Here is a 23,430-nt window from a genome sequence, read left to right as displayed (position 1 = left end):
GGCCGACCGCGCGGCGCGCGGTCCGCTGAACGGCCCGGCACGACCGAGGATCAACACATGACCGACGACGACACCCCGACCCCCAACGATGACGCGTCCGGCATCAGCGACGGCGGCACCGAAGGCGCCCCCGATCCGTCCGGCCCCGAAACACCCCCCCATGACGGCCCGACCCGCGCGGGCTTCGTCGCCCTGATCGGCGAGCCCAACGCCGGCAAGTCCACGCTGCTGAACCGGATGGTGGGGGCCAAGGTGTCGATCGTGACCCACAAGGTCCAGACCACCCGCGCCCGCATCCGCGGGATCGCGATGCACGGGGGCGCGCAGGTCGTGTTCGTGGACACGCCCGGCATCTTCCGCCCGCGCCGCAGGCTCGACCGCAGCATGGTCGCCGCCGCCTGGGGCGGGGCCGCCGACGCCGACATCATCGTCCTGCTGGTCGAGGCGCATCGCGGCCTGACCGACGGCGTGGCCGCGATCCTTGCCGACCTGCGCGAGCGCGCGGGCAAGACCCCGGTCGCGCTCGCCATCAACAAGATCGACCGCGTAAAGGCCGAGGAGCTGCTGGCGCTCAGCCAGCGGCTGAACGCCGAATACGACTTCGCCCGCACCTTCATGATCTCGGCCGAGCGGGGCCACGGCACCGGCGACCTTCTGGGCTGGCTCGCGGGCACCCTGCCCGAAGGGCCGTGGCTTTATCCCGAGGACCAGATCGCCGACCTGCCGATGCGGATGATCGCGGCCGAGATCACGCGTGAAAAGCTGACCCTGCGGCTGCACGAGGAAATCCCCTACCAGCTGACGGTGGAAACCGAGGCTTGGGCCGAACAGCCCGACGGCAGCGCCCGGATCGACCAGCTCGTCTACGTCACCCGGCCCGGCCACAAGGGCATCGTGCTGGGCCGCGGCGGCGAGACGATCAAGGCCGTGGGCCAGGCCGCCCGCGCCGAGCTGATGGAGTTCATGGGCCGCCCGGTCCACCTGTTCCTGCAGGTCAAGCTGCGCGAGAACTGGCTTGAGGAACGCGAGCGCTACACTGAAATGGGCCTCGACTTCCGCGACGGCGACCCCGAAGGATGACCGCGCCCCGCCTCGCCTCGGGGATCTGGGTGGCCGCCTATCTGGCGCGGCTGGGGCAGCGGACGATCCCGGCCTACGTGCTGCGGCGGGGCGACGACACGGCGGGGGCGGTCGCGGTCAAGGTGGCGCGGCTGGACGGAACCGCGCAGCTGTGGCTGAGGGAATGGGATTTCCAGACCGACCTGCGGCCGTGGCGGGCCGTGCTGGACGGGGCCGAGGCACAGATCGACGCGCGGATCGCGCGCGAGGCGGCGCAGGACCCCGACCTGTGGGTGGTGGAGATCGAGTCGCGCGACGGCGCGACGCTGCTCAACGGGATGGAGTGAGGGCCGGGGCCTGCGGCATGGGCCGAGGAACATCGGGACGCAACGTCGCAAAGCGCGTCGCGGCGTCTTGGGCATTAGACCCACATTCCCCAAGTAAATCGCTGATTTTGCTGTCAGGATCTCAATATTTCCGATATAAATCATGGTGTTGATGGCCGTGAGGGGCGCGTTTGATGGATCACCCAGAGGGTGCGGGTTCGAAGCGGGCAGATCGGGTCGAGTTCGACCGCCGGGTGCATGTGGAGTTCCGAGGTGCGCAGCTCAGTTCCGACGGCGGCCTGCTGGTGATGCGCGAGCTGGATGACGCGCTCGGGCTGTCCGATCTGGCGGCAAAAGCATTGCGCGACACCCGGCGCGGCAAGAACACGGTCCACCGGCTTGACGGGTTGTTCCGGCAATCGGTGTTCGGGCGACTGGCCGGATACGAGGATGTGAACGACGCCGACCGCCTGGCCCTCGATCCGGTGATGCGCCAGGTCGTGGGTGGAAGGGCTGTCGATGCGCAAGCGGCCTCGGCCTCGCAGATGGGACGGTTCGAGACCGAGACACTGGCACAGCCCGAGAACCGTGCCGCGCTGGCCGACCTGAATGGCCAATGGATCGACCGGTTCCATGACCGTAACGGGCTGAAGTACATCGTTCTGGACATGGACAGTTCGGTCAGCCCCACCCATGGCGATCAGGAGGGCGCGGCCTGGAACGGGCATTTCGACTGCACCTGCTATCACCCGAACTTTTTGTTCAACCAGTTCGGCATGCTGGAGCGCTGCGCCTTGCGCCATGGCAACGTCCACAGCGCCGATGGCTGGCGGGACGTTCTCGACCCCGTCATCGCCCGCTACGCGGAGCGCGACCTTTGCGGCCGGTTCTTCCGGGCTGACGCCGCCTACGCGATCCCCGCGATCTATGAGCGGCTGGAAGAAGCCCGATTCTTCTACGCCATCCGGCTGCCTGCGAACAACGTCCTGCGCGAGAAGATCGCGCATCGGCTGACGCGCCCTGTCGGGCGACCTTCGCTGACCAAGGTCAAGCGCTTCTACGAAGACTTCGAGTATCAGGCGGCATCCTGGGACAAGGAACGCCGGGTGATCGCCAAGATCGAATGGCATCCGGGCGAACTGTTCCCGCGTGTCGGCTTCATCGTCACCAACCTGCCGATGGAGCCCGACTGGGTGGTGCGGTTCTATAACCAGCGCGGCACCGCCGAGCAGCACATCAAGGAAGGTAAATATGCCTTCCACTGGACGCGGCTGTCATGCCGGAAGTTCCGCGACAATGAGGTGCGACTGCAACTGCATGCGCTGGCCTACAACCTGGCCATCTTCTTGCGCTGCATCGAGTTGCCCGAGACGATGGCCGACTGGTCGTTGACCAGCCTGCAACTGAAGCTGATCAAGATCGGGGCACGTGTCGTCCGCCATGCCCGCGCCATCACCTTCCAGCTGGCCGAGGTGGCCGTCACCGGTCCGATGGTCCGCGCCATCCTCGCCGCCATCCGCCGATTGCGAGCGCCTCCGCTATGCGCATGACCGCCATCCACGCCCAAACTGAACGAAAACGGCAGGATGGGTCTGTCCGCTGCGCTGAAAAACACCGCCACCAGGGCACAACACGGCGGCTTCGCGGGCCGATCTGCCCTGTCTCAGCGCCTTGCGCGCCCGACGACGCCGCTCGGGACGGAAAATGATTGTCCTGCGGTCGGATTCAGGCGAAACTCACGTCAGACGGCATGCCACTTGGGGAATGTATGATCACATCGCCACCTGGGACGATTACGTCCGCCACAACCTGCGCCGCACCAAGTCCGACGCCGAGGTCACCGTGCAGCTGCGCGCCCTGCACCGGGGCGAGGGCGACCCGGTGGTCCACCGGATGATCGAGCGCCACAGCGTCAGCCCGGCCGACGACCTGCCGCTGCTGGGCAAGATCCACGTGCCGGGCGCATGACCGTCACGGTTCGCCCCGCCCGCTTCCCCGACGACCTGCCCGCGATCCGCGCCCTGGTCGTCGAATATATCGACAGCCTCGGGCTGGACCTGGGCTTTCAGGATTAGAATGCGTTGGCCGATCGGGAAGCGGATTGTGAGATTCAAGGACATTTCGATCATGACGGCGACACCGTGGATCGTCGCGGCCCTGACAGCCGCAATTGCCGCGGCGCAGCCCGCCCCCGCGCAGGACGCATCCGGAACGGACGGCGGCGGCGCGGCCCCCGCGCCCGCGAATGCCGCGCCCCAATCCGGCGCGCCGCTCAAGGTCCAGATCGTCACCGTCACGCAGGCGCCGGTGGCGATGGACTTCGTCCTGACCGGCGCGATCGAGGCGCGCGACAGCCTCGACGTGGGGTTCCGGCTGGGCGGGCGCGTAACCGAGGTGCTGGTTTCGGCCGGCGACACCGTCAGGCAGGGCGAGCCGCTGGCGCGGACCGACGCGGTCCAGCAGGAACAGGCGCTGGGGGTGGCGCAAGCCTCGCTCGACAGCGCGGTCGCGGTGCGCGACCAGGCGGCGCTGGCCGCCGACCGCGCGGTCGCGCTGCTTGAACGCGGCGTCGGCACCAGTGCCGCGCGGGACGCCGCCGCCGAACAGCTGTCCTCGGCCGAGGGCGGCGTCGCGCAGGCGACGAGCGCGCTGGAACAGGCGCGGCGGGCGGTGGACGACACCGTGCTGCGCGCCCCCCAGGACGTGGTGGTGACCGACCGCGTGGCCGAACCGGGCCAGATCGTCGGACCCGCGCAGACGGTCCTGTCGCTGGCGGTGCTGTCGGGCCTTGACGCGGTGTTCCAGACCCCGAACTCGCCGCTGCTCGACGATGCGGTGGGGTCGCGCGTGTCGCTGGTGCCGCTGGACCTGCCCGACCGCGAAATGACCGGCGTGGTCAGCGACGTGGACCCGCTGGTGAACGCGGCCACCGGCTCGGTCGAGGTCACGGTCAGGATCGACGACGCCGTGACCGACACCGCGCTGCTGGGCGCGTCGGTGCGGGGCAAGATCGCGGTGCCGGACGGCAGCGGGATGCAGGTGCCGTGGACCGCGCTGACCGCCAACGCGGGCGAACCGGCGGTCTGGGTCGTCGGCGAGGACGGGCGCGTCGCGATCGCGCCGGTGGTGATTGAGCGGTTCCAGGACGGGATCGTGCTGATCGATTCCGGGCTGACCCCGGGCCAGCGGGTGGTCGGCGCGGGCTCGCAGATGCTGTTCCCCGGCCGCCCCGTCGCGCCGTCCGACGCGATCCCGAACGAACCGGTCCGGCCGGAACACGCGGACGACGGTGCCGGCGCGGCGGGCGCCACGACCGCCGCCCCACCGGCGACCGCGCAGCCAAAGGCGACCCCATGACCCGGCCCCTTCGCTTCGTTCCCGCGCGCCGCCCGATCGGCGCCGCCGCTGCCCTGGCGGCCGTGTTCCTGTTCCCGGCCGCGCCGGCGATCCTGCCCGCGCCCGCCGCAGCCTTCACCCTGCCTTGGGCAAAGAAAACCGAGACGCCGCCCCCCGGCCCGCCACGCCCGGTCGTGACCGAGATCGTGACCGACCTGCCCGCGTTGCAGCAGTCGGTCCCGGGCGTCATCGCCGCGCGGACCGAGGCCGTCCTTGCCTTCGAGACGCTGGGCACGATCATCGAGCGGCCCGTGGACGTGGGCGACGAGGTGACCGCCGGGCAGGTGCTGGCGCGGCTCGACCCCGACGACCTGCAGGCCGACGTGAGCGCGGCACGCGCGGCGCTCGCCTCGGCCGAGGTGCAGCTGACGACCGCACGCTCGACCGCCGACCGGACCCGGGCGCTCAACAACCGCGACGTGACGAGCGAGGCGCAGCTTGAGGAAGCCGAGCGCGGGCTGGCGGCGGCGGAAGCCGCGCAGCGGCAGGCGGAATCGGAACTGGCGCGCGCGCTCGACGCGCTGGGGTCGGCCGACATGACCGCCCCGTTCGAGGGGCTGGTCAGCGCGGTCGCGCGCAATCCGGGCAGCGTCGTGTCGGCGGGCGAGCCGGTGCTGACGCTCGCCTCGCTCAACGAACGCGAGGCGGTGATCGACCTGCCTGAGGCGCAGCTTGCCGGGCTGGAACCCGGCGACGCCTTCGTGGTGGTGTCGGGGTCCGACCGGACCGGCGCGGTGCCCGCGCGCGTGGACCGGATCGAACCCCTGGCCGACGCCGCGACCCGCACCCGCCGCGTCCACCTGGCGCTGGAAGAGCCCGCGGGCTTCCGCCTTGGCGCGCTGATCCGCGCCGTGCGCGGGCGCGAGGACGGCACGGTCCTGACCCTGCCCGAAGGCGCGCTGGTGGGCGCGCAGGCCGGGACGCAGCCGGGCGCGCAGCCGGATACGCAGACCGGCGCGGGCACCGACGACCACGGCACGGCGCGGGTCTGGGTGGTCACGCGCGCGGGCGACGAGGCGACGGTGTCGCTGCGCGACGTGACGACCGGCCCGGCCTTCGCGGGCCGCGTCCTCATTACGGGCGGGATCGAACAGGGCACCGAGGTCGTGACCCGCGGTGTCAATTCGCTGAAGGAAGGCCAGGCCGTGGGCCGGGCGGTGGAACCATGACGACACAAGACGACCAGCCCCGCCGCGACCCTCGCGCGGATCATCCGCAGGACCGGCCCACCGCGCCCGATGCAGCACCGGCGCCCGGCGCAGGCTCCGCGCCCGCCCGCGACGGCGCGCCCCACGATGCGCCCCCCGGCTCCACCCCGGCCCCCGCCACCCCCGCCACCGGCGGCTTCAACCTGTCCGACTGGGCGCTGCACCACCGCTCGTTCGTGTGGTTCCTGCTGGTCGTGTCGATGATCGCGGGCACGCTCGCCTACACCCGCCTCGGCCGCGAGGAGGACCCGCAGTTCACCATCAAGACGATGGTCATCACCGCCGCCCTGCCCGGCGCCACAATCGAGGAAACGGTCAAGCAGGTCACCACCCGGATCGAGACCAAGCTGGAGGAGCTGGACGAGCTGGACTTCACCCGCTCGGTCACCATGCCCGGCCGCTCGGTCGTCTATGTCGAGCTGCTGCCCACGACCCGCAGCCGCGACGTGCCCGAGATCTGGAACCGCGTCCGCCAGATGATCGGCGACATCCGCCCCGATTTCCCGCAGGAGTTCGCGGGCGTCCAGTTCAACGACAATTTCGGCGACGTCTATGGCAACATCTATGCCTTCACGAGCGACGGCTATCCCCTGCGCGAGCTGCGCGACCGGGTGGAATCGATCCGCGACGAGGTGCTGAGCCTGCCCGCCGCCGGCAAGACCCTGCTTCTGGGTGAGCGCGACGAGATCGTGTATCTGGAGTTCTCGCCCTCGCGGCTGGCCGCGCTCGGCCTGAACCAGCAGGAGGTGCTGGACACTTTGGCGCAGCAGAACGCGATCTCGGCTTCCGGGATGATCCAGTCGGGGCCCGAGCTGATCCTCGTCCGGGTCGGCGGCCAGTTCGACGACGCCCGCGCCATCGCCGAGGTCAACCTGCGGATCGGCGACCGCTTCTTCAACCTGTCGGACGTGGCGACAGTCCGGCGCGGCTACACCGATCCGCCCGAGTCCCTTTTCCGCTTCAACGGGCAAGAGGCGATCGGGCTTCAGGTCGCGATGCGGCAGGGCGAAAACATCCAGACCTTCGGGGCCGAACTCGACGCGCTGATGGCCACGGTCGCGGCCGACCTGCCGGTGGGCATCGAGATGCACAAGACCGCCGACCAGCCCCACGTCGTGACCGAGGCGGTCAGTCACTTCATCCGCGCGCTGGCCGAGGCCGTGGGCATCGTCCTGATCGTCAGCTTCGTGAGCCTTGGCTTCCGCGCGGGCTTCGTGGTGACGCTGACCATCCCGCTGGTGCTGGCCATCACCTTCGTGATCCTGGAAATCTACGGAATCACGCTGCAGCGCATCTCGCTTGGCGCGCTCATCATCGCGCTGGGGCTGCTGGTCGATGACGCCATGATCGCCATCGAGACGATGATCTCGCGGCTCGAGATAGGCGAGACCATCGACCGCGCGGCAAGCTACGCCTGGACCTCGATCGCGGCGCCGATGCTGACGGGCACGCTGGTGACGGTGGCGGGGTTCATCCCGATCGGCCTGAACTCGTCGGCGGCGGGCGAGTTCACCTTTTCGCTGTTCGTGGTGATCGCGGTGTCGCTGGTTGTCAGCTGGGTCGTGGCGGTGCTGTTCGCGCCGGTGCTGGGGGTCGCGCTGCTGCCCAAGCGGATGGCGCACCACGCCGCGCAGGCCGGACCCGTTCGGCGCGCCTTTCGCGGCCTTCTTCGTACCGCGATGCGGTTCAAGTGGATCACGGTCGCGATCACCTTTGTCCTGTTCGGCGCGTCCGTATGGGGCATGCAGTTCGTGGAACAGCAGTTCTTCCCGACCTCGGACCGGACCGAGATCATCGTCGACGTGAACGAACGCCAGAACGCGTCGATCGCCAAGACCCAGGCCACCATCGACAAGATCGAGACGTTCCTGTCCCAGCAGGAGGAGCCCGCGTTCTGGACGACTTATGTCGGCACCGGCGCGCCGCGCTTCATCCTGGCGATGGACGTGCCGACGCCGGGGCCCTTCATGGGCCAGATCGTGATCCAGACCGACAGCCTTGATGAACGCGACGCGCTCAAGGAAAAGCTGCGCGAGATGGCGGGGCGCGAGCTGGTGGGGACGGACGTGTTCGTCAAGAACCTCGAGATCGGCCCGCCGGTCGGCAAGCCCGTGCAGTACCGCGTCACCTCGTCCGACATGGACGAGGCGCGGGACGCCGCCCGGGGCCTGGCCGCCGTGCTGGCGCGCGAGCCGCGGCTGCGCGACATCTCGCTGGACTGGAACGAGCCTGCGCGCGTGGTGCGCGTGGTCGTCGATCAGGATCAGGCGCGGCGGGTCGGGATCACCAGCCAGGCGATCTCGGGCGCGCTGGCGGCGTTGTTTTCGGGCACGACCGTCACCCAGCTGCGCGACGACATCTACCTGATCGACGTGATCGCGCGGGGCGACGCCGCGAACCGCCAGTCGATCGAGGCGATCCAGAACCTGCAGCTTTCGACGCCCAGCGGCACGCCGATCCCGCTCGCCTCGCTGGCGCGGCTGGAATACGGGACCGAGCAGCCGCTCATCATGCAGCGCGACGGCCGCCCCACCGCGACGGTGCTGGCCGCCATCTCGACCGCCGACCAGCCGGCGACGATCGTAACGGCGCTGACCGACGCGGTCGCGGAATACACCGACAGCCTGCCCCCGTCGGTCAAGGTCGAGATCGGCGGCTCGGTCGAATCCTCGGCCGAAAGCCAGGCGCCGATCGCGGCGGTGGTGCCGTTGATGCTGCTCATCATGGCGGTGCTGGTCATGGCGCAGATGCAGAGCGTGCGGCTTGCCGCCATCGTCTTTGCCGCGGCGCCGCTGGGGCTGATCGGGGTGGTGGCGACGCTGGTGCCGTTCGGGGTGCCGATGGGGTTCGTGGCGATCCTGGGGATCCTCGCGCTCGTGGGGATCCTGATCCGCAACTCGATCATCCTCGTCCACGAGGCGCAGAACCTGCTGAAGGCGGGCCATTCGCGCTGGGACGCCATGTACGAGGCGTCAGACAGCCGCGCCCGCCCGATCCTGCTGACGGCGGCGGCGGCGAGCCTTGCCCTGATCCCGATCGCGCGGCAGGTGTTCTGGGGGCCGATGGCCTATGCGATGATGGGCGGGATCATCGCCGGCACGCTGGTCACGCTGCTGTTCGTGCCGGCGCTTTACTGCGTGGTGTTCGGGGTCCGGCCCGACCGGCCGGGCAAGCCGGCACGGGGCACCAGGACGGCGCAGGGGACCGCGCCCCCGCGCTGAAGAAGGTGGCGCGGCGCGGCGGGATCACGCCCCGTCGCCATCCCCCGCACCGGCCGCGCCCGCTGCACCGGCAAGGTCGCGCAGCAGCGCCGCGACCCGGTCGAGCCGCGCGGCGGGATCGTCGATCGCCTCGGGCAGCACCATCACGCCGTCGCGGTCCTCAAGGCCCCAGTCACGGCCCCAGTCGCCCGGCGCGCCGGGCAGCGCCGCGCCCTCGCGCAGGTGCAGCGCGATCCCGGCCGGACCCGCGCCCAGCTTCGCGATGCCCGCCCGCCGCGCGTCCGCGCGCAGGCGCGTGGCCGCGATCAGCGCCCGCGCCGCATCGGGCATGTCGCCGAACCGATCCTCAAGCTCGGCCGCGACCAGGTCCACCTCGTCGTGCTCGTCAAGCCGGGCCAGCCGCATGTAGGTGCCAAGCCGGATGTCGTCGTCGGCGATCCAGTCCTCGGGCAGGCGGCCCTGCGCGCCGATGGCAAGCTCGGGCGTCCAGCGTTCGGACGGCTCGCCCCGCAGCGTGTCCAGCGCATCGGCCAGCAACTGCTGATACAGATCGACCCCGATCAGCTTCATGTGCCCGGCCTGCGTGTCGCCCAGGATGTCGCCGCCCCCGCGCAGGTCAAGATCGCGGGCGCTGATCTCGAACCCCGCGCCCAGACGGTTCAGCGAGGCGAGGGTCTGAAGCCGCTTGAGCGTGCGCGGCGCGATCTCGGCCCCTTCGTCCGTGAACATCACCATCTGCCCGCGCCGGTTGCCGCGTCCCACGCGCCCGCGCAGCTGGTGCAGTTGCGACAGGCCGAAGCGGTCGGCGCGGCTGACGATCATGGTGTTGGCGCGGGGCACGTCCAGCCCCGCCTCGATGATGTTGGTGGCCAGCAGCACGTCGCCGTCGCCGCCGGCAAAGCGGACCATCGCCTCGTCGATGTCCGCCGCGGGCAGCTTGCCGTGGACGGCGATCACGCCGAGGTCGGGGACGAGGTCCTTCAGCGTCGCGGCCATTGCGTCCATGTCGCCGATGCGGGGCACCACGACGAAGCTTTGCCCCCGCCGCGCCCGTTCGCGCAGCAGCGCCGCGCGCAGCATCCCGGCGTCGTATTCGGCGACGGTGGTGCGGATCGGCTGCCGCCGTCCCGGCGCGGTCGCGATCACCGACAGCTGCTGCAGGCCGATGAGCGCGGTCTGCAGCGTGCGCGGGATCGGCGTCGCGGTCAGCGTCAGGACATGACCCGCCGACAGCGCCCGCAGCTTGCCCTTGTCGGCGTTGCCGAACCGCTGTTCCTCGTCGATCACGACAAGGCCGAGGTCCTTGTATTCGACCCCCTTGCCCGCCACCGCGCCGGTGCCCACGATCACCCGCACCGACCCGTCGGCGATCCCCGCCAGCACCGCCTTGCGGTCCGCGGCCGAGGTCAGGCGCGTCAGCCCGCCCACCTTGACGCCCAGCGTGGCGAAGCGGCGGGTGAACTCCTCGATATGCTGGCGGGCGAGGACGGTCGTCGGCGCCGCGACCGCGACCTGCCGCCCGGCCAGCACCGCGATGGCCGCGGCGCGCAGCGCGACCTCGGTCTTGCCGAAGCCCACGTCGCCCACGACCAGCCGGTCCATCGGCTTGCCCGAGGCGAGATCGTCGCGCACCGCCTCGATCGCGCGGGCCTGGTCGGCGGTCTCGCTGTGCGCGAACCCGGCCGCGAAGCGTTCGTAGTCGGACGGGTCGGGGTCGAACACCGGCGCTGTCCGCGTCTCGCGTTCCGCCGCCAGCGCGGCCAGGCCCGCCGCCGTCTCGGCCACCGCCGCCTCGATCCCGGCGCGGCGCTTGCGCCAGCTCGACCCGTCCAGCCGGTCCAGCGTCACCGCCTCGGGCTCGGCCCCGTAGCGCCAGATCTGGTGGGCCTGCGCCACCGGAACCAGCCGGTCGGCGTCGTCCGCATAGGTCAGGCGGATCGCGTCGCCCGGATCCTCGACGCCTTCGGGGGCGGGCAGCGCCTCGATGCCGGCGACGACGCCGATCCCGTGTTCCTCGTGGACGACCACGTCGCCGATGGCGATGTCCACCGTTTCGAGCGTGGCGGGCCCGCCCGTGCGGCCCGTGTCGTCGCGCCGCGCGCGGCTGCCCAGCAGGTCCGCCGCCGCGACGGCCAGCACGCCGTCGCGGCGAAAGCCGCGCCCGCACGGCATGGCGAGCGACAGGACGCTGCCCGCATCCGCCGCGACCACCTCGGCCCAGCTTTCCACCTCGCGCGCGTCCTGCCCCAGAACGGCCGGCGCGCGGCGGGCAAGGAACCGCAGGTCGCGCTCGGCCCCCAGCAGCACCACCCGCTCGCCATCGGCCATCGCGGCCTTGGCCGCCTTGGCAAAGGCCTTGAGCGGCGCCTTGCCTTCCACGAAGCGCGGCGGCGGCTCGCCGCCCGGCGGCAGCGTCACGATCTCGCGCCCGGCCAGCCGGTCACGCCAGTCCGCCTCGGCCAGAAGCCTGCGCCTGACGCGACCCTCGCCCCCCTCGATCTCGTCGGCGAGCGCCAGCATCTGCGCGCGCCTGCGCTCGGCCGTGCGGGGCAGGACGATGCGCGCGTCGGGCAGGTGGTCGATCAGCGCCGCAGAATCGTCGGTCAGCGGCAATTCGGTCAGGCGCGCGACCGTGACGTCGGCCACGTCCTCGACCGTGCGCTGGTCGATGAGGTCGTAGCGGCTGATCTGGACGATCCGGCCGTCCTCGATTTCGATCCGCACCGGGTCCTCGGCCTGTCCGGGGAAGATATCGACGACCTGACCCTGCAAGGCCACCTCGCCCGGCTCGTCCACGCGGTTGTCCTCGACATAGCCCATCGCGACGAGGTCCGCGACGAACGCCTCGTCCTCGGCCGCGTCGCCGGTCGCAAGCGTCAGCATCGTGTCGCGGGCGGCGCCGGGCCGGGGGAACGCGCAGGCCAGCGCCTCGCCCGTCGTGACCAGCGCGACGGGGGCGCGATCGGACTGCGCGGCAAGCTCGTCGAGCCGCACGAGCGCCGTGTTGCGAAGACCGATGTTCGCGGGCGAGGCCGGGGCGTCCTGCGCCAGCAGCGCATCGCTGTCGGGCAGGAACACCACCGCGGCGTCCGGCGCGGCGGCGGCGAGCGAGCGGGCGACCGAAGTCGCCTCCGCCTCGGTCCCGGCGGCGAAGATCACGTCGCCGTCCGCCAGCAGCGCGGCCAGCGCGGCCGCCGTCTCGGCGTTGCCCATGCGGGGGTGGGTGGGCCTGCGATCGGCGGCGGCGGTATCTTTGGCGGTTCTGGCGGGCATGGCTACCTTGGGCTTCGATGGCACCGGCCAACCCGGGACAGGCGGCGCCGGATCCGCCGCCGCGAGTTGATAAACGGCAGATGGACAGGCGCGCGATTTTCGCCCATGCGCGCGCGCCGTTCAGCGGCACCGGGTTCTGCCCACTCGCGGCCGGGCAGCCGTGACGCGGCGCAACCCGACGCGGCGCACGCCCGGCATGCGTTTCGGTTTGCAATCGTCGCCCGTGCGGCACAACCTTCGCCGGGAAAAGCGGACATGGCGGGCGATGGGCTACAGCAAGGACATTCCGCAGGACGCGCCGGGACCGGCGGTGGCGGCGCGCGCGCGGTTGATCGCGCGGCTGCAGGAGTTGTCGCAGGACCTGCGGGGCGGCGGGACGGGCTTGGGCCGCGTGCTGGCGCAGTCGCTGGACGCGCAGGGCAAGTGCTTTCGCGGCACGCTGATGATCCTGACGGGCGACGTGCTGGGCACCCAGGGCCCCGTCCGCGACGCCGTGCTGGAAGCGGCCATGGCCTGCGAGATGGTGCATACCGCGTCGCTTCTGATCGACGACCTGCCGTCGATGGACAACGCCGACCTGCGGCGCGGCACGCCCGCCTTTCACGTCAGCCACGGCGAGGCCACGACGATCCTTGCCGGCATCGCGCTGGTGGCCGAGGCGGTGGGCATCGTCGCCCGCGCGCCCGGCCCGGCGGTCCAGCAGGCGGGGATGGCCGCGCTTCTTGCGCGCGCGGTCGGCACCGCCGGGCTGTGCGAGGGGCAGATGCGCGACCTGAGCCCCGGCAAGTCGCCCGCCGGGGTCGAACAGGAACACGACCTCAAGACCGGGGCGCTGTTCGTCTGCGGGTTCGAGATGGTGGCGCTGGCCGCCGACGCGGGGCCAGAGCGGCAGGCCGCGCTGGCGGCGCTGGGACTGCCGCTGGGGCGGTGCTTTCAATGCCTCGACGACCTGTCGGACGCGCTGGGGACCGAGGCATCGACCGGCAAGTCGGTCGGCCGCGATGCGGATGGCGGGGGCGGCGGAAGCCCGGCGCGCGGGCAGCTGGCGGTCCGCAGCGTCGATGCGGCGGTCGCGCTGTATCACCGCCTGCGGGCCGATCTGGACCGCAGCTTGTCGGAGTGCGGGCTGACCGCGACGGCGGTCGACGACTATATCGCGCAGGTGCTGCCGCGCGGTCTGGACGGGATCGCGGCGGCGGGCGGTGTCGGGGCAGGCGTGGCACCGGCGACCGCCGGCCGCAACGCCGCGTCCGTCTGATCCCGAAGGATGGCCCGGATCGCGTTCCTCATGCCCGCCTATCGCAGCCACGCGGCCGTCCACGGGGCGCTCGCGGCCGAGCTGTCGGCGCGCGGCCATCAGGCGATCTTCGTGGGTCCCCCGTCGCTCGCGCCCCACGCGCGGCGCGAAGGGGCGGGGTTCCAGCCCTTTCCCGGCCCGGTCGACGCCGCCCGGATCGGCGGCGGCCTGCCGGGCTTCGTGCGCCTGCTGCGCGACACCGCCCGCGCCACCCGCGCCCACGCGACCGGCGGGCCGCAGGCGCTTAGCCGCGCCCGCGCCGACATCGCCGTGGTGGACGAGATGGAGCCGGGCGGCAGTCTTGCCGCCGAAGCCGCGGGCGTGCCGCGCGTGACGCTGGCCGCGTCGCTGCCGCTGCGCCGCGACCCGGGCGTGCCGCCGCCCTATGTCGGCTGGGACTGGCGCGAGGGCGAGGACGGGGTCAGGCGCGCGCAGGGCGCGTGGCGCGTGTCGGACTGGCTGATGACCGCGCAGCGCCGGGCGCTCGCCGAGGGCTGCCGGATGCACGGCCTGCCCGTCCGCGACCGCCCGTCCGACTGGGTCGCGGCCGAAGGGTCGATCGCCCAGTGGATCGCGGCGCTGGATTTCCCGCGGCCGAACCCGGTCGGTCCGGTCGTAGGCCCGATCCGCCGTCCCACCGGGGCGGACGGTGCCCCGCCCTTCGGCGGCGCGCCTTATGTCTTTGCCTCGCTCGGGACGATCGCGGGCGGGCGGCTGCGGCTGTTCCGCGTGATCGCCCGGGCGGCGCGGCGGGCGGGCACGAACCTTGCACTGGCCCATTGCGACGGGCTGTCGGAAACCGAGGCGGCGGCGCTGGCCGCGATCTGGCCCGGCCACATCGACGTGCGCGCGTATTTCGACCAGCTGCCGACGATCGCCGGGGCCAGCGCGGTGGTGACGCATGGCGGGCTCAACACCGTGCTGGACGCGGCGGGGATGGGGGTGCCGATGGTGGCGCTGCCGCTCGGCAACGACCAGAACGGCATCGCCGCGCGGCTCACCCGCGCGGGCGCGGCGGTCGTGCTGCCGCCCCGCCAGGCCACGGCCGAGCGGCTGGCGCAGGCGCTGAGCGCCGTCACGACCGACCCGCGATACCGCACCGCGCTGGACCCCGCGCGGGCCGAGATCGCGGGCGCGGGCGGGGCGCGCGCCGCCGCCGACGCGGTCGAGGCGGCACTGGGGCGGGCGCGATGACGGGCTTTCCCGCGCCCCCGCCCGCGACCCACGCCGACGTGCTGATCGTCGGCGGCGGGCTGGCGGGCAGCCTGATCGCGCTGGCGATCGCGGCCCGCGACGCAAGCCGCCGCGTGATCATTGTGGACGCGGGCACGCCCGCGCCCGACCAGTCGGGCAGCCACACCTGGTCGTTCCACGACACCGACCTGTCCCCCGACGCCGCCCGGTGGATCGCCCCCGCCATCGCCCACCGCTGGCCGGGGCAAGAGGTGCGGTTCCCCGCCTTCGCCCGCCGCCTGCGCGCGGGCTACGCGAGCCTCACGACGCAGTCGCTGCGCGCGGCGGTTCAGGCGCTGCCGATGGTCACGCTTTGCCCCGGCCGCGCGGCCGCGATCGGCGCGGCGGGGGCCGAGCTTCAGGACGGCACCCGCCTTGACGCGCCCTGCGTCATCGACGCGACAGGCCGGGTGCCGCGCGGCTATCTCGCGCTCGGCTGGCAGAAATTCGTGGGGGTCGAGATCCGCACCCCCCGCCCGCACGGCCGCGCCCTGCCGATCATCATGGACGCGACGGTGGACCAGCGGGACGGCTACCGCTTCGTCTATACCCTGCCCTTCGCGCCCGACCGGATCCTGATCGAGGATACCCGCTATTCGGACGGCCCCGCGCTGGATCATGCGAGCTTCGCCGCCGGGATCGGCGACTACGCCCGCGCGCAGGGCTGGGACGGGACCGAGATGCGGCGCGAGCATGGCGTCCTGCCCATCGCAATGGCATTCGACGCCGAAGCGCTGTGGAACGACGCGGCCGGCGGCCCGGTCCCGGCGGGGATGCGCGCGGGCCTGTTCCACCCCGTCACGGGCTACTCGCTGCCGCTGGCCGCGCGCGCGGCCGACACGATCGCCGCGGCGCTGCTGGACGCCCCCGCCTCGACCGCCGGCGTCATGGCGGCGATGCGCCGCTTTGCGCTGGACACCGCCGCGCGGCAGGGGTTCCTGCGCCTGCTCAGCCGGATGCTGTTCATGGGCGCGGCGCCGGCCGCGCGGCGCAAGGTGCTGGAACGGTTCTACCGCCTGCCCGAGCCGCTGATCGAGCGGTTCTACGCGGGCGACCTGACCCGCGCCGACCAGGCCCGCATCCTGATCGGCCGCCCCCCGATCCCGGTCCGCGATGCGCTGCCCTGCCTGCGCGAAGGCCCGCTGATCGACGACCTCAGACGAAAGCGCACGACATGACATCCCTGCCCCAGACTTGCGACGCCGTGGTGATCGGCGCGGGCCTCGGCGGCCTTGCGCTCGCGATCCGCCTTCAGGCGGCGGGCCGCCGCGTGGTGCTGGTCGAGGCGCGCGACAAGCCCGGCGGGCGGGCCTATGTCTGGCACGAGCGCGGCCATGTCTTCGACGCGGGCCCGACCGTCATCACCGACCCTGCCGCGCTGGCCGAGCTGTGGAGCCTGAGCCGCCACCGGATCGGCGACGACGTGACGCTGGTTCCGGTCGAGCCGTTCTACCGCCTCGTCTTCCCGGACGGCTCGACATTCGAATACGCCGACGACCAGGCCCGGATCGAGGCCGCGATCCACGCGATCAACCCGCCGGATGTCGAAGGCTACCGCCGCTTCCTCGCCTACTCGCGCGAGGTGATGGCCGAAGGCTACGACAAGCTCGGCACCGTGCCGTTCCAGTCGTTTTCCGACATGATGCGGGTCGCGCCTCAGCTGGTCCGGCTGCAGGCGTACCGGTCCGTCTATTCGGTCGTCTCGCGGTTCATCAAGGACCCCCGGCTGCGGCAGGCGTTCAGCTTTCATTCGCTGCTGGTCGGCGGCAATCCGTTCACCACCAGCTCGATCTACCTGCTGATCCACGCGCTGGAACGAAAGGGCGGCGTTTGGTTCGCCAAGGGCGGCACCAACGCGCTGGTCGCGGGCATGGCGCGGCACTTCCAGCGCCTCGGCGGGCATCTGGAACTGAACGCCCGCGTCGCGCGGATCGAGGTCGAGGGCGCGCGCGCCACCGGCGTCACGCTGGCGGACGGGCGGCGGATCGGCTGCGCGCAGGTGGCGTCGAACGCCGACGTGATGCACCACTACCGCGACCTGCTGGGCGGAACGCCGCGCGGCAAGTCGATGGCGCGCAGCCTTGGGCGCAAGCGCTGGTCGATGTCGCTCTTCGTCTGCCATTTCGGGCTGGACCATCTGCCAGAAGGGCTCGCGCACCACATGGTCGTGTTCGGCCCGCGCTACCGCGAGCTGGTGACCGAAATCTTCGGCGGCCCCGCGCTGCCGCTGGACTATTCGCTGTACCTGCATTCGCCCTGCGTGACCGACCCGTCCATGGCCCCGCCGGGCCAGTCGACGCACTACGTGCTGGCCCCCGTCCCCCATCTCGGCCGCGCCGACGTGGACTGGGCCGCGAAGGGCGAGGAATACGCCGACCGCATCCTCGCCACCTTGGAGGAACGGCTGATCCCCGGCCTGCGCCGGTCGCTCACCACGCGGTTCGTGTTCACGCCTTCGGACTTCGCGTCCGAACTGAACGCGCACCACGGCAGCGCCTTTTCGGTCGAGCCGATCCTGACGCAATCGGCCTGGTTCCGCCCCCACAACCGCGACGACCGCATCCGCAACGTGTTCATCGTCGGCGCGGGGACGCATCCCGGCGCGGGTATCCCCGGCGTCGTGGGGTCGGCCAAGGCCACCGCCGGGCTGATGCTCGCCGATGCCCGCGGATAAGCCGCGCCTGATCCTGATCCTCGGCGACCAGCTGTCGCCGGGGATATCGTCCCTGCGCCACGCCGACCCCGCCCGCGACACGGTCCTGATGGCCGAGGTCGCGGCCGAGGCGGGCTACGCCGACCACCACAAGCAAAAGCTGGTGCTGGTCTTTTCCGCGATGCGCCACTTTGCCGCCGAACTGCGGGCGGCGGGCTGGCGCGTCGCCTATCGCCGCATCGACGACCCCGACGCCGCGCCCGACCTGCGCGCCGCCGTGGCCGACGCGCTGCGCGACACCGGCGCGGAAAGCGTCGCCGTGACCGAGCCGGGCGAATGGCGGCTGTGGGACCAGATGCAGGACTGGCCCGCGACCCTTGGCGTGCCGGTGGACCTGCTCGCCGACGACCGCTTCATCGTCTCGCGCGAGGAGTTCGAGGCATGGGCCTCGGGCCGCCGCAGCTTCATCATGGAGCATTTCTACCGCATGGTCCGGCGCAAGACCGGCCTGCTAATGGACGGCGACCAGCCCGCAGGCGACCGCTGGAACTTCGACGCCGAGAACCGCGCGCCGGCAAAGCCTGACCTGTTCCTGCCGCAGGCCCCGGATGCGGAACCGGACGAGGTGACGGATGAGGTGATCGCCCTCGTCCGCGCCCGTTTCGCGGGCCATGTGGGGCGGCTGGACCAGTTCCGCTGGCACGTCACGAGAGCGGGTGCGGAGGCCGCGCGCGACTGGTTCATCGCCAACGCCCTGCCCGACTTCGGCCGCTTTCAGGACGCGATGCTGCTGGGCCAGCCGCATCTTTATCATTCGCTGCTGTCGCCCTATCTCAACCTCGGCCTGCTGGACCCGCTGGACCTGTGCCGCCGGGCCGAGGCCGAGTGGCGCGAGGGGCGCGCGCCGCTGAACTCGGTCGAGGGGTTCATCCGCCAGATCATCGGCTGGCGCGAATACGTGCGTGGGATCTACTGGCGCGAGATGCCGGGTTACGTGGACCGGAATGCGCTGGATGCAACCGCCGACCTGCCCGACCTCTACTGGACCGGCGAGACGGACATGGCCTGCCTGGCCGAGGTCGTGGGCCAGACGCTCGACATCGGCCACGCCCACCATATCCAGCGGCTGATGATCACCGGCACCTTCGCGATGCTGATGGGGGTCGATCCGCGGCAGGTGCACGAATGGTATCTGGCTGTCTATGTCGATGCCTACGAGTGGGTGGAACTGCCCAACACGCTGGGGATGAGCCAGCATGCCGATGGCGGGCTGATGGCGACCAAGCCCTATGCGGCGAGCGCCGCCTATGTGAACCGGATGTCGGACTATTGCGGCGCCTGCCCGTACGATCCGAAGAAGCGGCTGGGCGACGGCGCCTGCCCGTGGAACGCGCTTTACTGGGACTTCGTCGCCCGGCACGCGGATCGCTGGCGCGGGAACAACCGGATGCTGCCGATCCTGCGGAACTGGGAACGGTTCGACCCGGCCGAGCAGTCGGCGATCCGCGCCGCCGCCGCCGCGTTCCGGGACGGGCTGCCTGCGGGCGGCTATTCTTCCGCGTCCGAGTCCGCATCCACGTCCGGCTGAGCCTGCCGCATCGTCGCCAGCGCGTCCAGCGCCCGCCGCCGCCCCTGCGCGAGGTCCACGACCGGCGCGTCCGGGTAGCCGTCGCCGGATTCCATCCCCCACGACCGGGGCACCGCCTCGAAATAGTCGCGGGCATCGTCCGAGTCGCTGCCGTCCCAGCCCCACAGCCAACGGCGGCGATAGTCGCCCTTCGGGTCGAACTTCGCCGCCTGCGTCGCCGGATTGAACACGCGGAAATAGGGCGAGGCGTCCGGCCCGCTGCCCGCCACCCACTGCCAGTTCATCGCGTTCGACGCTGGGTCCCAGTCGATCAGCGCGTCCGCAAACCAGTCAAGCCCCACGCGCCAGTCGATCAGCAGGTGCTTGGTCAGATAGCTCGCCACGGCCAGCCGCACGCGGTTGTGCATCCGCCCCGTCACGAACATCTCGCGCAGGCCCGCGTCCACCAGCGGCTCGCCGGTGACGGCGCGGGTCCAGGCGGTCTCGTCCGCCTTGTCGCGGCGGAACGGGAAGGCGGCGAACTCAGGCCGCCATTCCTTGACGGGCAGCGTCGGCCATTCGGTCAGCAGGTGCCAGGCGAAGTCGCGCCAGGTCAGCTCGGCCAGGAACTTTTCGGCCGCCTGCGCGCGGGCGGGGTCGTGCAGATGCCGCTCGGCCGCGGCCCAGATTGTGCGGGGCGAAACCTCGCCCACAGCCAGCGCGTCGGATAGGCCCGAGGTCGCATCGGGCCGATCGGGGCGGTCGCGCTGGGTATAGCCCTCAGTCCGCCCCAGAAAGGCGTCCAGCCGCTTCAGCGCCGCCGCCTCGCCCGCCGGGGGGGCGTGGCGGGCCAGCACGTCGGCGCCCCGGTTCATGTCGGCGGCCATGTCGGGCAGCGGGTCGGACGCGGGGGGGCCGGCCCAGTCAAGCTTGGGCACCGGCAGCGGGGCGGGGACGCCGTGGCGGCGGACGGCGCGGGCGAAAGGGGTATAGACCTTGTAGACCCCGCCCGAGCCGGTGCGGATTTCGTGCGGCGGAACCAGCAGGTGGCCGCAGTGAAGGATCAGGCGGCGCCCGTCGCCGGTCAGGCGCGTGGCCACGCGGCGGTCTGACGCAATCCGCGACGGCTCTGGCCAGTCGTTCGCGTGGACTTCGTCGGCATGGACCTCGGCCGCGACCTGCGCCACGACCTCGGCCGCATCGCCCGTGCGGACGACCAGCGCACCGCCCCGCGTGGCAAGATCGGCCGCCAGCGCCTCGAGCGCGCCTTCCATCCGCCAGCGCGTCGCCGCCCCCTGCCCGCGCAGCACCTCGTCCACCACAAACAGCGCGACGACCGGCCCGGCGGCCGCCGCCGCTGTCAGCGCGGGATTGTCCGCGACCCGCAGATCGCGCCGGAACCAGCAGATCGTCGTCAGAGTGTCACCCCGCTCGCCTATCCGCCCCAACCAGCGGGACCCCGTCCGGGTTGCATGGTCGTCTCCCTTGCCGCAGGGTCCACCCCCGCCTACATTCAGGGGCGGGCGCCCCAAGTGGAAAGACGCCATGACCAGCATCGACTTCGCGCGCGCCATGCCCCGCCGTCGCCAGGCAGCGGTGGCGCTGGCGATCACCGCCGCAATCGTCGCGGCGTGGCTGTCGCTTCACGTCGTCGCGGTCTGGTTCCTCGACGCGCCCGCCCATCCGGTCGTGGCAGCGTTGTGCCTGATCGGGCTGACGTGGCTGTCCGTGGGCCTGTTCATCATCGCCCACGACGCGATGCACGGCGCGGTCGTCCCCGGTGCGCCGCGCGCGAACCGCGCCATCGGGACGCTGGCGCTGGCCCTTTATGCCGGGTTTTCGTTCCGCCGCATGATCGTCCAGCACATGCGCCACCACCGTTCGCCGGGGACCGACGACGACCCCGACTTCGCCCACGGCGGCCCGGTGCGCTGGTATGCGTCGTTCGTCCTGCATTACTTCGGCTGGCGGGAGTTCTGGGTGCTGGGCAGCGCCACAATCCTTTATGCGCTGATCCTGGGCGACCGCTGGCCCTATGTCCTCTACTGGGCGGTGCCGTCGATCCTCGCCTCGATCCAGCTGTTCGTGTTCGGCACCTGGCTGCCGCACCGGACAGACGACTACGCGCCCTTCGCCGACAGCCACAACGCCCGCTCGCCCGCCATGTCCGACACGCTGTCGCTGCTGACCTGCTATCACTTCGGCGGCTATCACCACGAACACCACCTGCACCCCGGTGTGCCGTGGTGGCGCCTGCCCGGCACGCGGGCGCGGGCCAAGGATGCACCATGAACGTTATCGTCCCCGTCCTGATCGTGATCGGCACCGTCGCCGTGATGGAGTTCGTGGCCTACGCCACCCATCGCTGGATCATGCACGGGCCGATGGGCTGGGGCTGGCACGAGTCCCACCACGAGGCGCATGACGACGACCACGGCATTTTTGAAAAGAACGACCTTTACGCCGTCGTCTTTACCGTCCTGTCGATCGGGCTGTTCGCGATCGGGTCGGCGTGGTGGCCGCCCCTGTGGTGGATCGCGGTGGGGATGGCGGTCTATGGCCTTCTGTACTTCATCGTCCACGACGGGCTGGTGCACCAGCGCTGGCCGTTCCGGCATGTGCCCAGACGCGGCTACCTGCGGCGGCTCTACCAGGCGCACCGGCTGCACCACGCGGTCGAGGGGCGCGAGGATTGCGTCTCGTTCGGGTTCCTTTATGCGCCGCCCGTGGACGGGCTGAAGGCCGACCTGAAGCGGTCGGGGGTGCTTGCCAAGCGCGCATCCGCCCACCGCGACGCCTGGAACCCCGAGACGCAGGACCGGATTTGACCGACATCGCCGACCCGACCCTTGCCCGCGACAGCGGCGAGGTGATCCGCAAGGGATCGAAAAGCTTTGCCGCCGCGTCCCTGCTGATGCCGCGCGCGATGCGCGACGACACGGTGATGCTGTATGCGTGGTGCCGCCACGCCGATGACGTGATCGACGGGCAAGACATGGGAAGCGCGGGGGGGAACGAAGGTCTACCGCCCGAAGACGCGGCGGCGCGGCTTGCCGACCTGCGGGCCGAGACCTTGGCCACCCTGCGGACCGATGCGCCCGTCGGCGCGCCCTTTCAGGCGCTGCGGGCGGTGGCCCGCCGTCATGATTTCCCGGAACGCTGGCCCATGGACCTGATCGCGGGCTTCGCGATGGACGTGGACGGCGCGCGCTACCAGACGCCCGACGACACGCTGCGCTACGCCTATCACGTGGCGGGCGTCGTGGGCGTGATGATGGCGCGGGTGATGGGCGTGCGCGACGACGCCGTGCTGGACCGCGCCTGCGACCTGGGGCTTGCTTTCCAGTTGACCAACATCGCCCGCGACGTGATGGACGACGCGCGGATGGGCCGGGTCTATCTGCCCGCCGCGTGGATGGGGAACGAGACGCCGGACGCCGCCGCAGCCACCCCCTCGCCCGCCGTGTACGCGGCGACGCTGCGGCTGCTGGACCTGGCCGAGCCCTACTACGCCTCGGCCCGGATCGGGCTTGCCGCGCTGCCTTACCGCGCCGCGTGGTCGATCGCGGCTGCGCTGCGGATCTATCGGGCGATCGGCCTTCGCATCCGCGCCGGAGGGCCGGGCGCCTATCGCCGGCGCATCGGCACCGGCAAGGCCGCCAAGGTGGCCATGATCGCCGCCGCGCAGGGCGACGCGCTGCTGAGCCGGCGCGCGCCGCCCGACCTGTCGCGCGCGGGCCTCTGGACCCGCCCACGCTGACGGCGCGTCAAGCCTCACAATTATTCAGGCAACCTTTTGCATCGCTCTCGCGTCCTGTTGCGAACGCAGGAGGAACGACAATGGACGACAGCCGGATCTGGAGCTTCGAGGAAAGCCTGTGGGTCGCCTCGGAAGAGGGGTACCACCAGAACGTGGACGCGGAATGCGTCATGGCGCTTGGAACCGACCCTCATATCTACGCGGGCGAGGCCGCGGTGAAGGCGGTCAGCCACACGCCGAAATGGGACGAGGTGACGTTCTCGGACCAGCACGTCTCGCGGCCGCAGGAAGGGCTGATCGTGATCGGCTACAAGGTCGCCGCATCCAAGGGCGACAAGTCGTTCCGCGCCGCCTGCACCTCCGTCTACCGGCGGATCGAACACGAGGACTGGACCGTGGTCCAGCATGCCGAGCTGCCGCTGACCGAACAGGACTGA

General features: G+C 71.5%; 18 protein-coding genes. 16 read left to right on the top strand and 2 right to left on the bottom strand.

What is annotated here, in order from left to right; translation table 11 throughout:
• Nucleotides 1-57 precede the first annotated feature (57 nt).
• From era to FNF32_RS13160, 7 genes are all read left to right on the top strand, one after another.
• Nucleotides 58-1,080, top strand: coding sequence for a GTPase Era (gene era, locus FNF32_RS13190; RefSeq protein WP_131673936.1), 1,023 nt, complete (start codon nt 58-60; stop codon nt 1,078-1,080).
• Nucleotides 1,077-1,406, top strand: a complete 330-nt coding sequence (locus FNF32_RS13185; protein ID WP_131673935.1) for a DUF1491 family protein — start codon at nt 1,077-1,079, stop codon at nt 1,404-1,406. The genes era and FNF32_RS13185 overlap by 4 nt, the downstream gene beginning before the upstream one ends.
• A gap of 173 nt (nt 1,407-1,579) precedes the next feature.
• A complete protein-coding gene (locus tag FNF32_RS13180) occupies nt 1,580-2,935 on the top strand; it encodes an IS1380-like element ISKpn23 family transposase (RefSeq protein ID WP_003168745.1) in 1,356 nt (451 codons plus the stop codon).
• Between the two features lie 103 nt (nt 2,936-3,038).
• Nucleotides 3,039-3,353: an MFS transporter gene (locus FNF32_RS13175; protein WP_143796687.1), complete on the top strand. Its 315-nt coding sequence runs from the start codon at nt 3,039-3,041 to the stop codon at nt 3,351-3,353.
• A 159-nt stretch (nt 3,354-3,512) separates the two neighbouring features.
• On the top strand, nt 3,513-4,742 hold the full coding sequence (locus FNF32_RS13170; protein ID WP_131673934.1) for an efflux RND transporter periplasmic adaptor subunit: 1,230 nt from the start codon (nt 3,513-3,515) through the stop codon (nt 4,740-4,742).
• Nucleotides 4,739-5,950, top strand: coding sequence for an efflux RND transporter periplasmic adaptor subunit (locus FNF32_RS13165; RefSeq protein ID WP_131673933.1), 1,212 nt, complete (start codon nt 4,739-4,741; stop codon nt 5,948-5,950). The genes FNF32_RS13170 and FNF32_RS13165 overlap by 4 nt, the downstream gene beginning before the upstream one ends.
• On the top strand, nt 5,947-9,210 hold the full coding sequence (locus FNF32_RS13160) for an efflux RND transporter permease subunit (RefSeq protein WP_131673932.1): 3,264 nt from the start codon (nt 5,947-5,949) through the stop codon (nt 9,208-9,210). The genes FNF32_RS13165 and FNF32_RS13160 overlap by 4 nt, the downstream gene beginning before the upstream one ends.
• Before the next feature lie 24 nt (nt 9,211-9,234).
• On the opposite strand, the gene FNF32_RS13155 is transcribed toward FNF32_RS13160, so the two are convergent.
• Nucleotides 9,235-12,483, bottom strand: coding sequence for a helicase-related protein (locus tag FNF32_RS13155; RefSeq protein ID WP_221930732.1), 3,249 nt, complete (start codon nt 12,481-12,483; stop codon nt 9,235-9,237).
• A 265-nt stretch (nt 12,484-12,748) separates the two neighbouring features.
• Between FNF32_RS13155 and FNF32_RS13150 the strand changes: the two genes are divergently transcribed.
• Genes FNF32_RS13150 through FNF32_RS13130 form a run of 5 tightly spaced genes read left to right on the top strand, consistent with a single transcriptional unit; the run spans nt 12,749 to nt 19,254 of the window.
• Nucleotides 12,749-13,741 carry a polyprenyl synthetase family protein gene (locus FNF32_RS13150; RefSeq protein WP_185961964.1) on the top strand — a complete coding sequence of 331 codons (993 nt, stop codon included), beginning with the start codon at nt 12,749-12,751 and terminating at the stop codon, nt 13,739-13,741.
• A gap of 9 nt (nt 13,742-13,750) precedes the next feature.
• Nucleotides 13,751-14,974 (top strand): glycosyltransferase, encoded by a 1,224-nt coding sequence (locus FNF32_RS13145; protein ID WP_143796686.1) that lies wholly within the window; start codon nt 13,751-13,753, stop codon nt 14,972-14,974.
• Entirely contained in the window at nt 14,971-16,191 is a 1,221-nt protein-coding gene (gene crtY / locus FNF32_RS13140) for a lycopene beta-cyclase CrtY (protein ID WP_131674079.1), read from the top strand. The genes FNF32_RS13145 and crtY overlap by 4 nt, the downstream gene beginning before the upstream one ends.
• Nucleotides 16,188-17,687 carry a phytoene desaturase gene (locus FNF32_RS13135; RefSeq protein ID WP_131674078.1) on the top strand — a complete coding sequence of 500 codons (1,500 nt, stop codon included), beginning with the start codon at nt 16,188-16,190 and terminating at the stop codon, nt 17,685-17,687. The genes crtY and FNF32_RS13135 overlap by 4 nt, the downstream gene beginning before the upstream one ends.
• Nucleotides 17,674-19,254: a cryptochrome/photolyase family protein gene (locus tag FNF32_RS13130; protein WP_131674077.1), complete on the top strand. Its 1,581-nt coding sequence runs from the start codon at nt 17,674-17,676 to the stop codon at nt 19,252-19,254. Before FNF32_RS13135 ends, FNF32_RS13130 begins: the two co-directional genes overlap by 14 nt.
• On the opposite strand, the gene FNF32_RS13125 is transcribed toward FNF32_RS13130, so the two are convergent.
• The gene (locus FNF32_RS13125) at nt 19,215-20,681 is read right to left on the bottom strand and encodes a cryptochrome/photolyase family protein (protein ID WP_281285683.1); all 1,467 of its coding nucleotides are present in this window, start codon (nt 20,679-20,681) and stop codon (nt 19,215-19,217) included. The two genes, FNF32_RS13130 and FNF32_RS13125, sit on opposite strands and share 40 nt — an antisense overlap.
• Nucleotides 20,682-20,778: 97 nt before the next feature.
• Between FNF32_RS13125 and FNF32_RS13120 the strand changes: the two genes are divergently transcribed.
• The 4 genes from FNF32_RS13120 to FNF32_RS13105 all read left to right on the top strand — a co-directional run bounded on the left by FNF32_RS13120 (nt 20,779) and on the right by FNF32_RS13105 (nt 23,430).
• Nucleotides 20,779-21,525 (top strand): fatty acid desaturase, encoded by a 747-nt coding sequence (locus FNF32_RS13120; RefSeq protein WP_131674076.1) that lies wholly within the window; start codon nt 20,779-20,781, stop codon nt 21,523-21,525.
• Nucleotides 21,522-22,061, top strand: a complete 540-nt coding sequence (locus tag FNF32_RS13115; RefSeq protein WP_131674075.1) for a sterol desaturase family protein — start codon at nt 21,522-21,524, stop codon at nt 22,059-22,061. The genes FNF32_RS13120 and FNF32_RS13115 overlap by 4 nt, the downstream gene beginning before the upstream one ends.
• On the top strand, nt 22,058-22,993 hold the full coding sequence (locus tag FNF32_RS13110; RefSeq protein ID WP_221930731.1) for a phytoene/squalene synthase family protein: 936 nt from the start codon (nt 22,058-22,060) through the stop codon (nt 22,991-22,993). The genes FNF32_RS13115 and FNF32_RS13110 overlap by 4 nt, the downstream gene beginning before the upstream one ends.
• An 80-nt stretch (nt 22,994-23,073) precedes the next feature.
• Entirely contained in the window at nt 23,074-23,430 is a 357-nt protein-coding gene (locus FNF32_RS13105; protein ID WP_131674074.1) for a DUF4440 domain-containing protein, read from the top strand.

Origin of the sequence: Paracoccus marinus (genome assembly GCF_007018965.1) — a bacterium.
GTDB lineage: Bacteria > Pseudomonadota > Alphaproteobacteria > Rhodobacterales > Rhodobacteraceae > Paracoccus > Paracoccus marinus.
The sequence above is the reverse complement of the archived record's forward strand: the minus strand, read 5'-3'. Positions and strand labels throughout refer to the sequence as shown.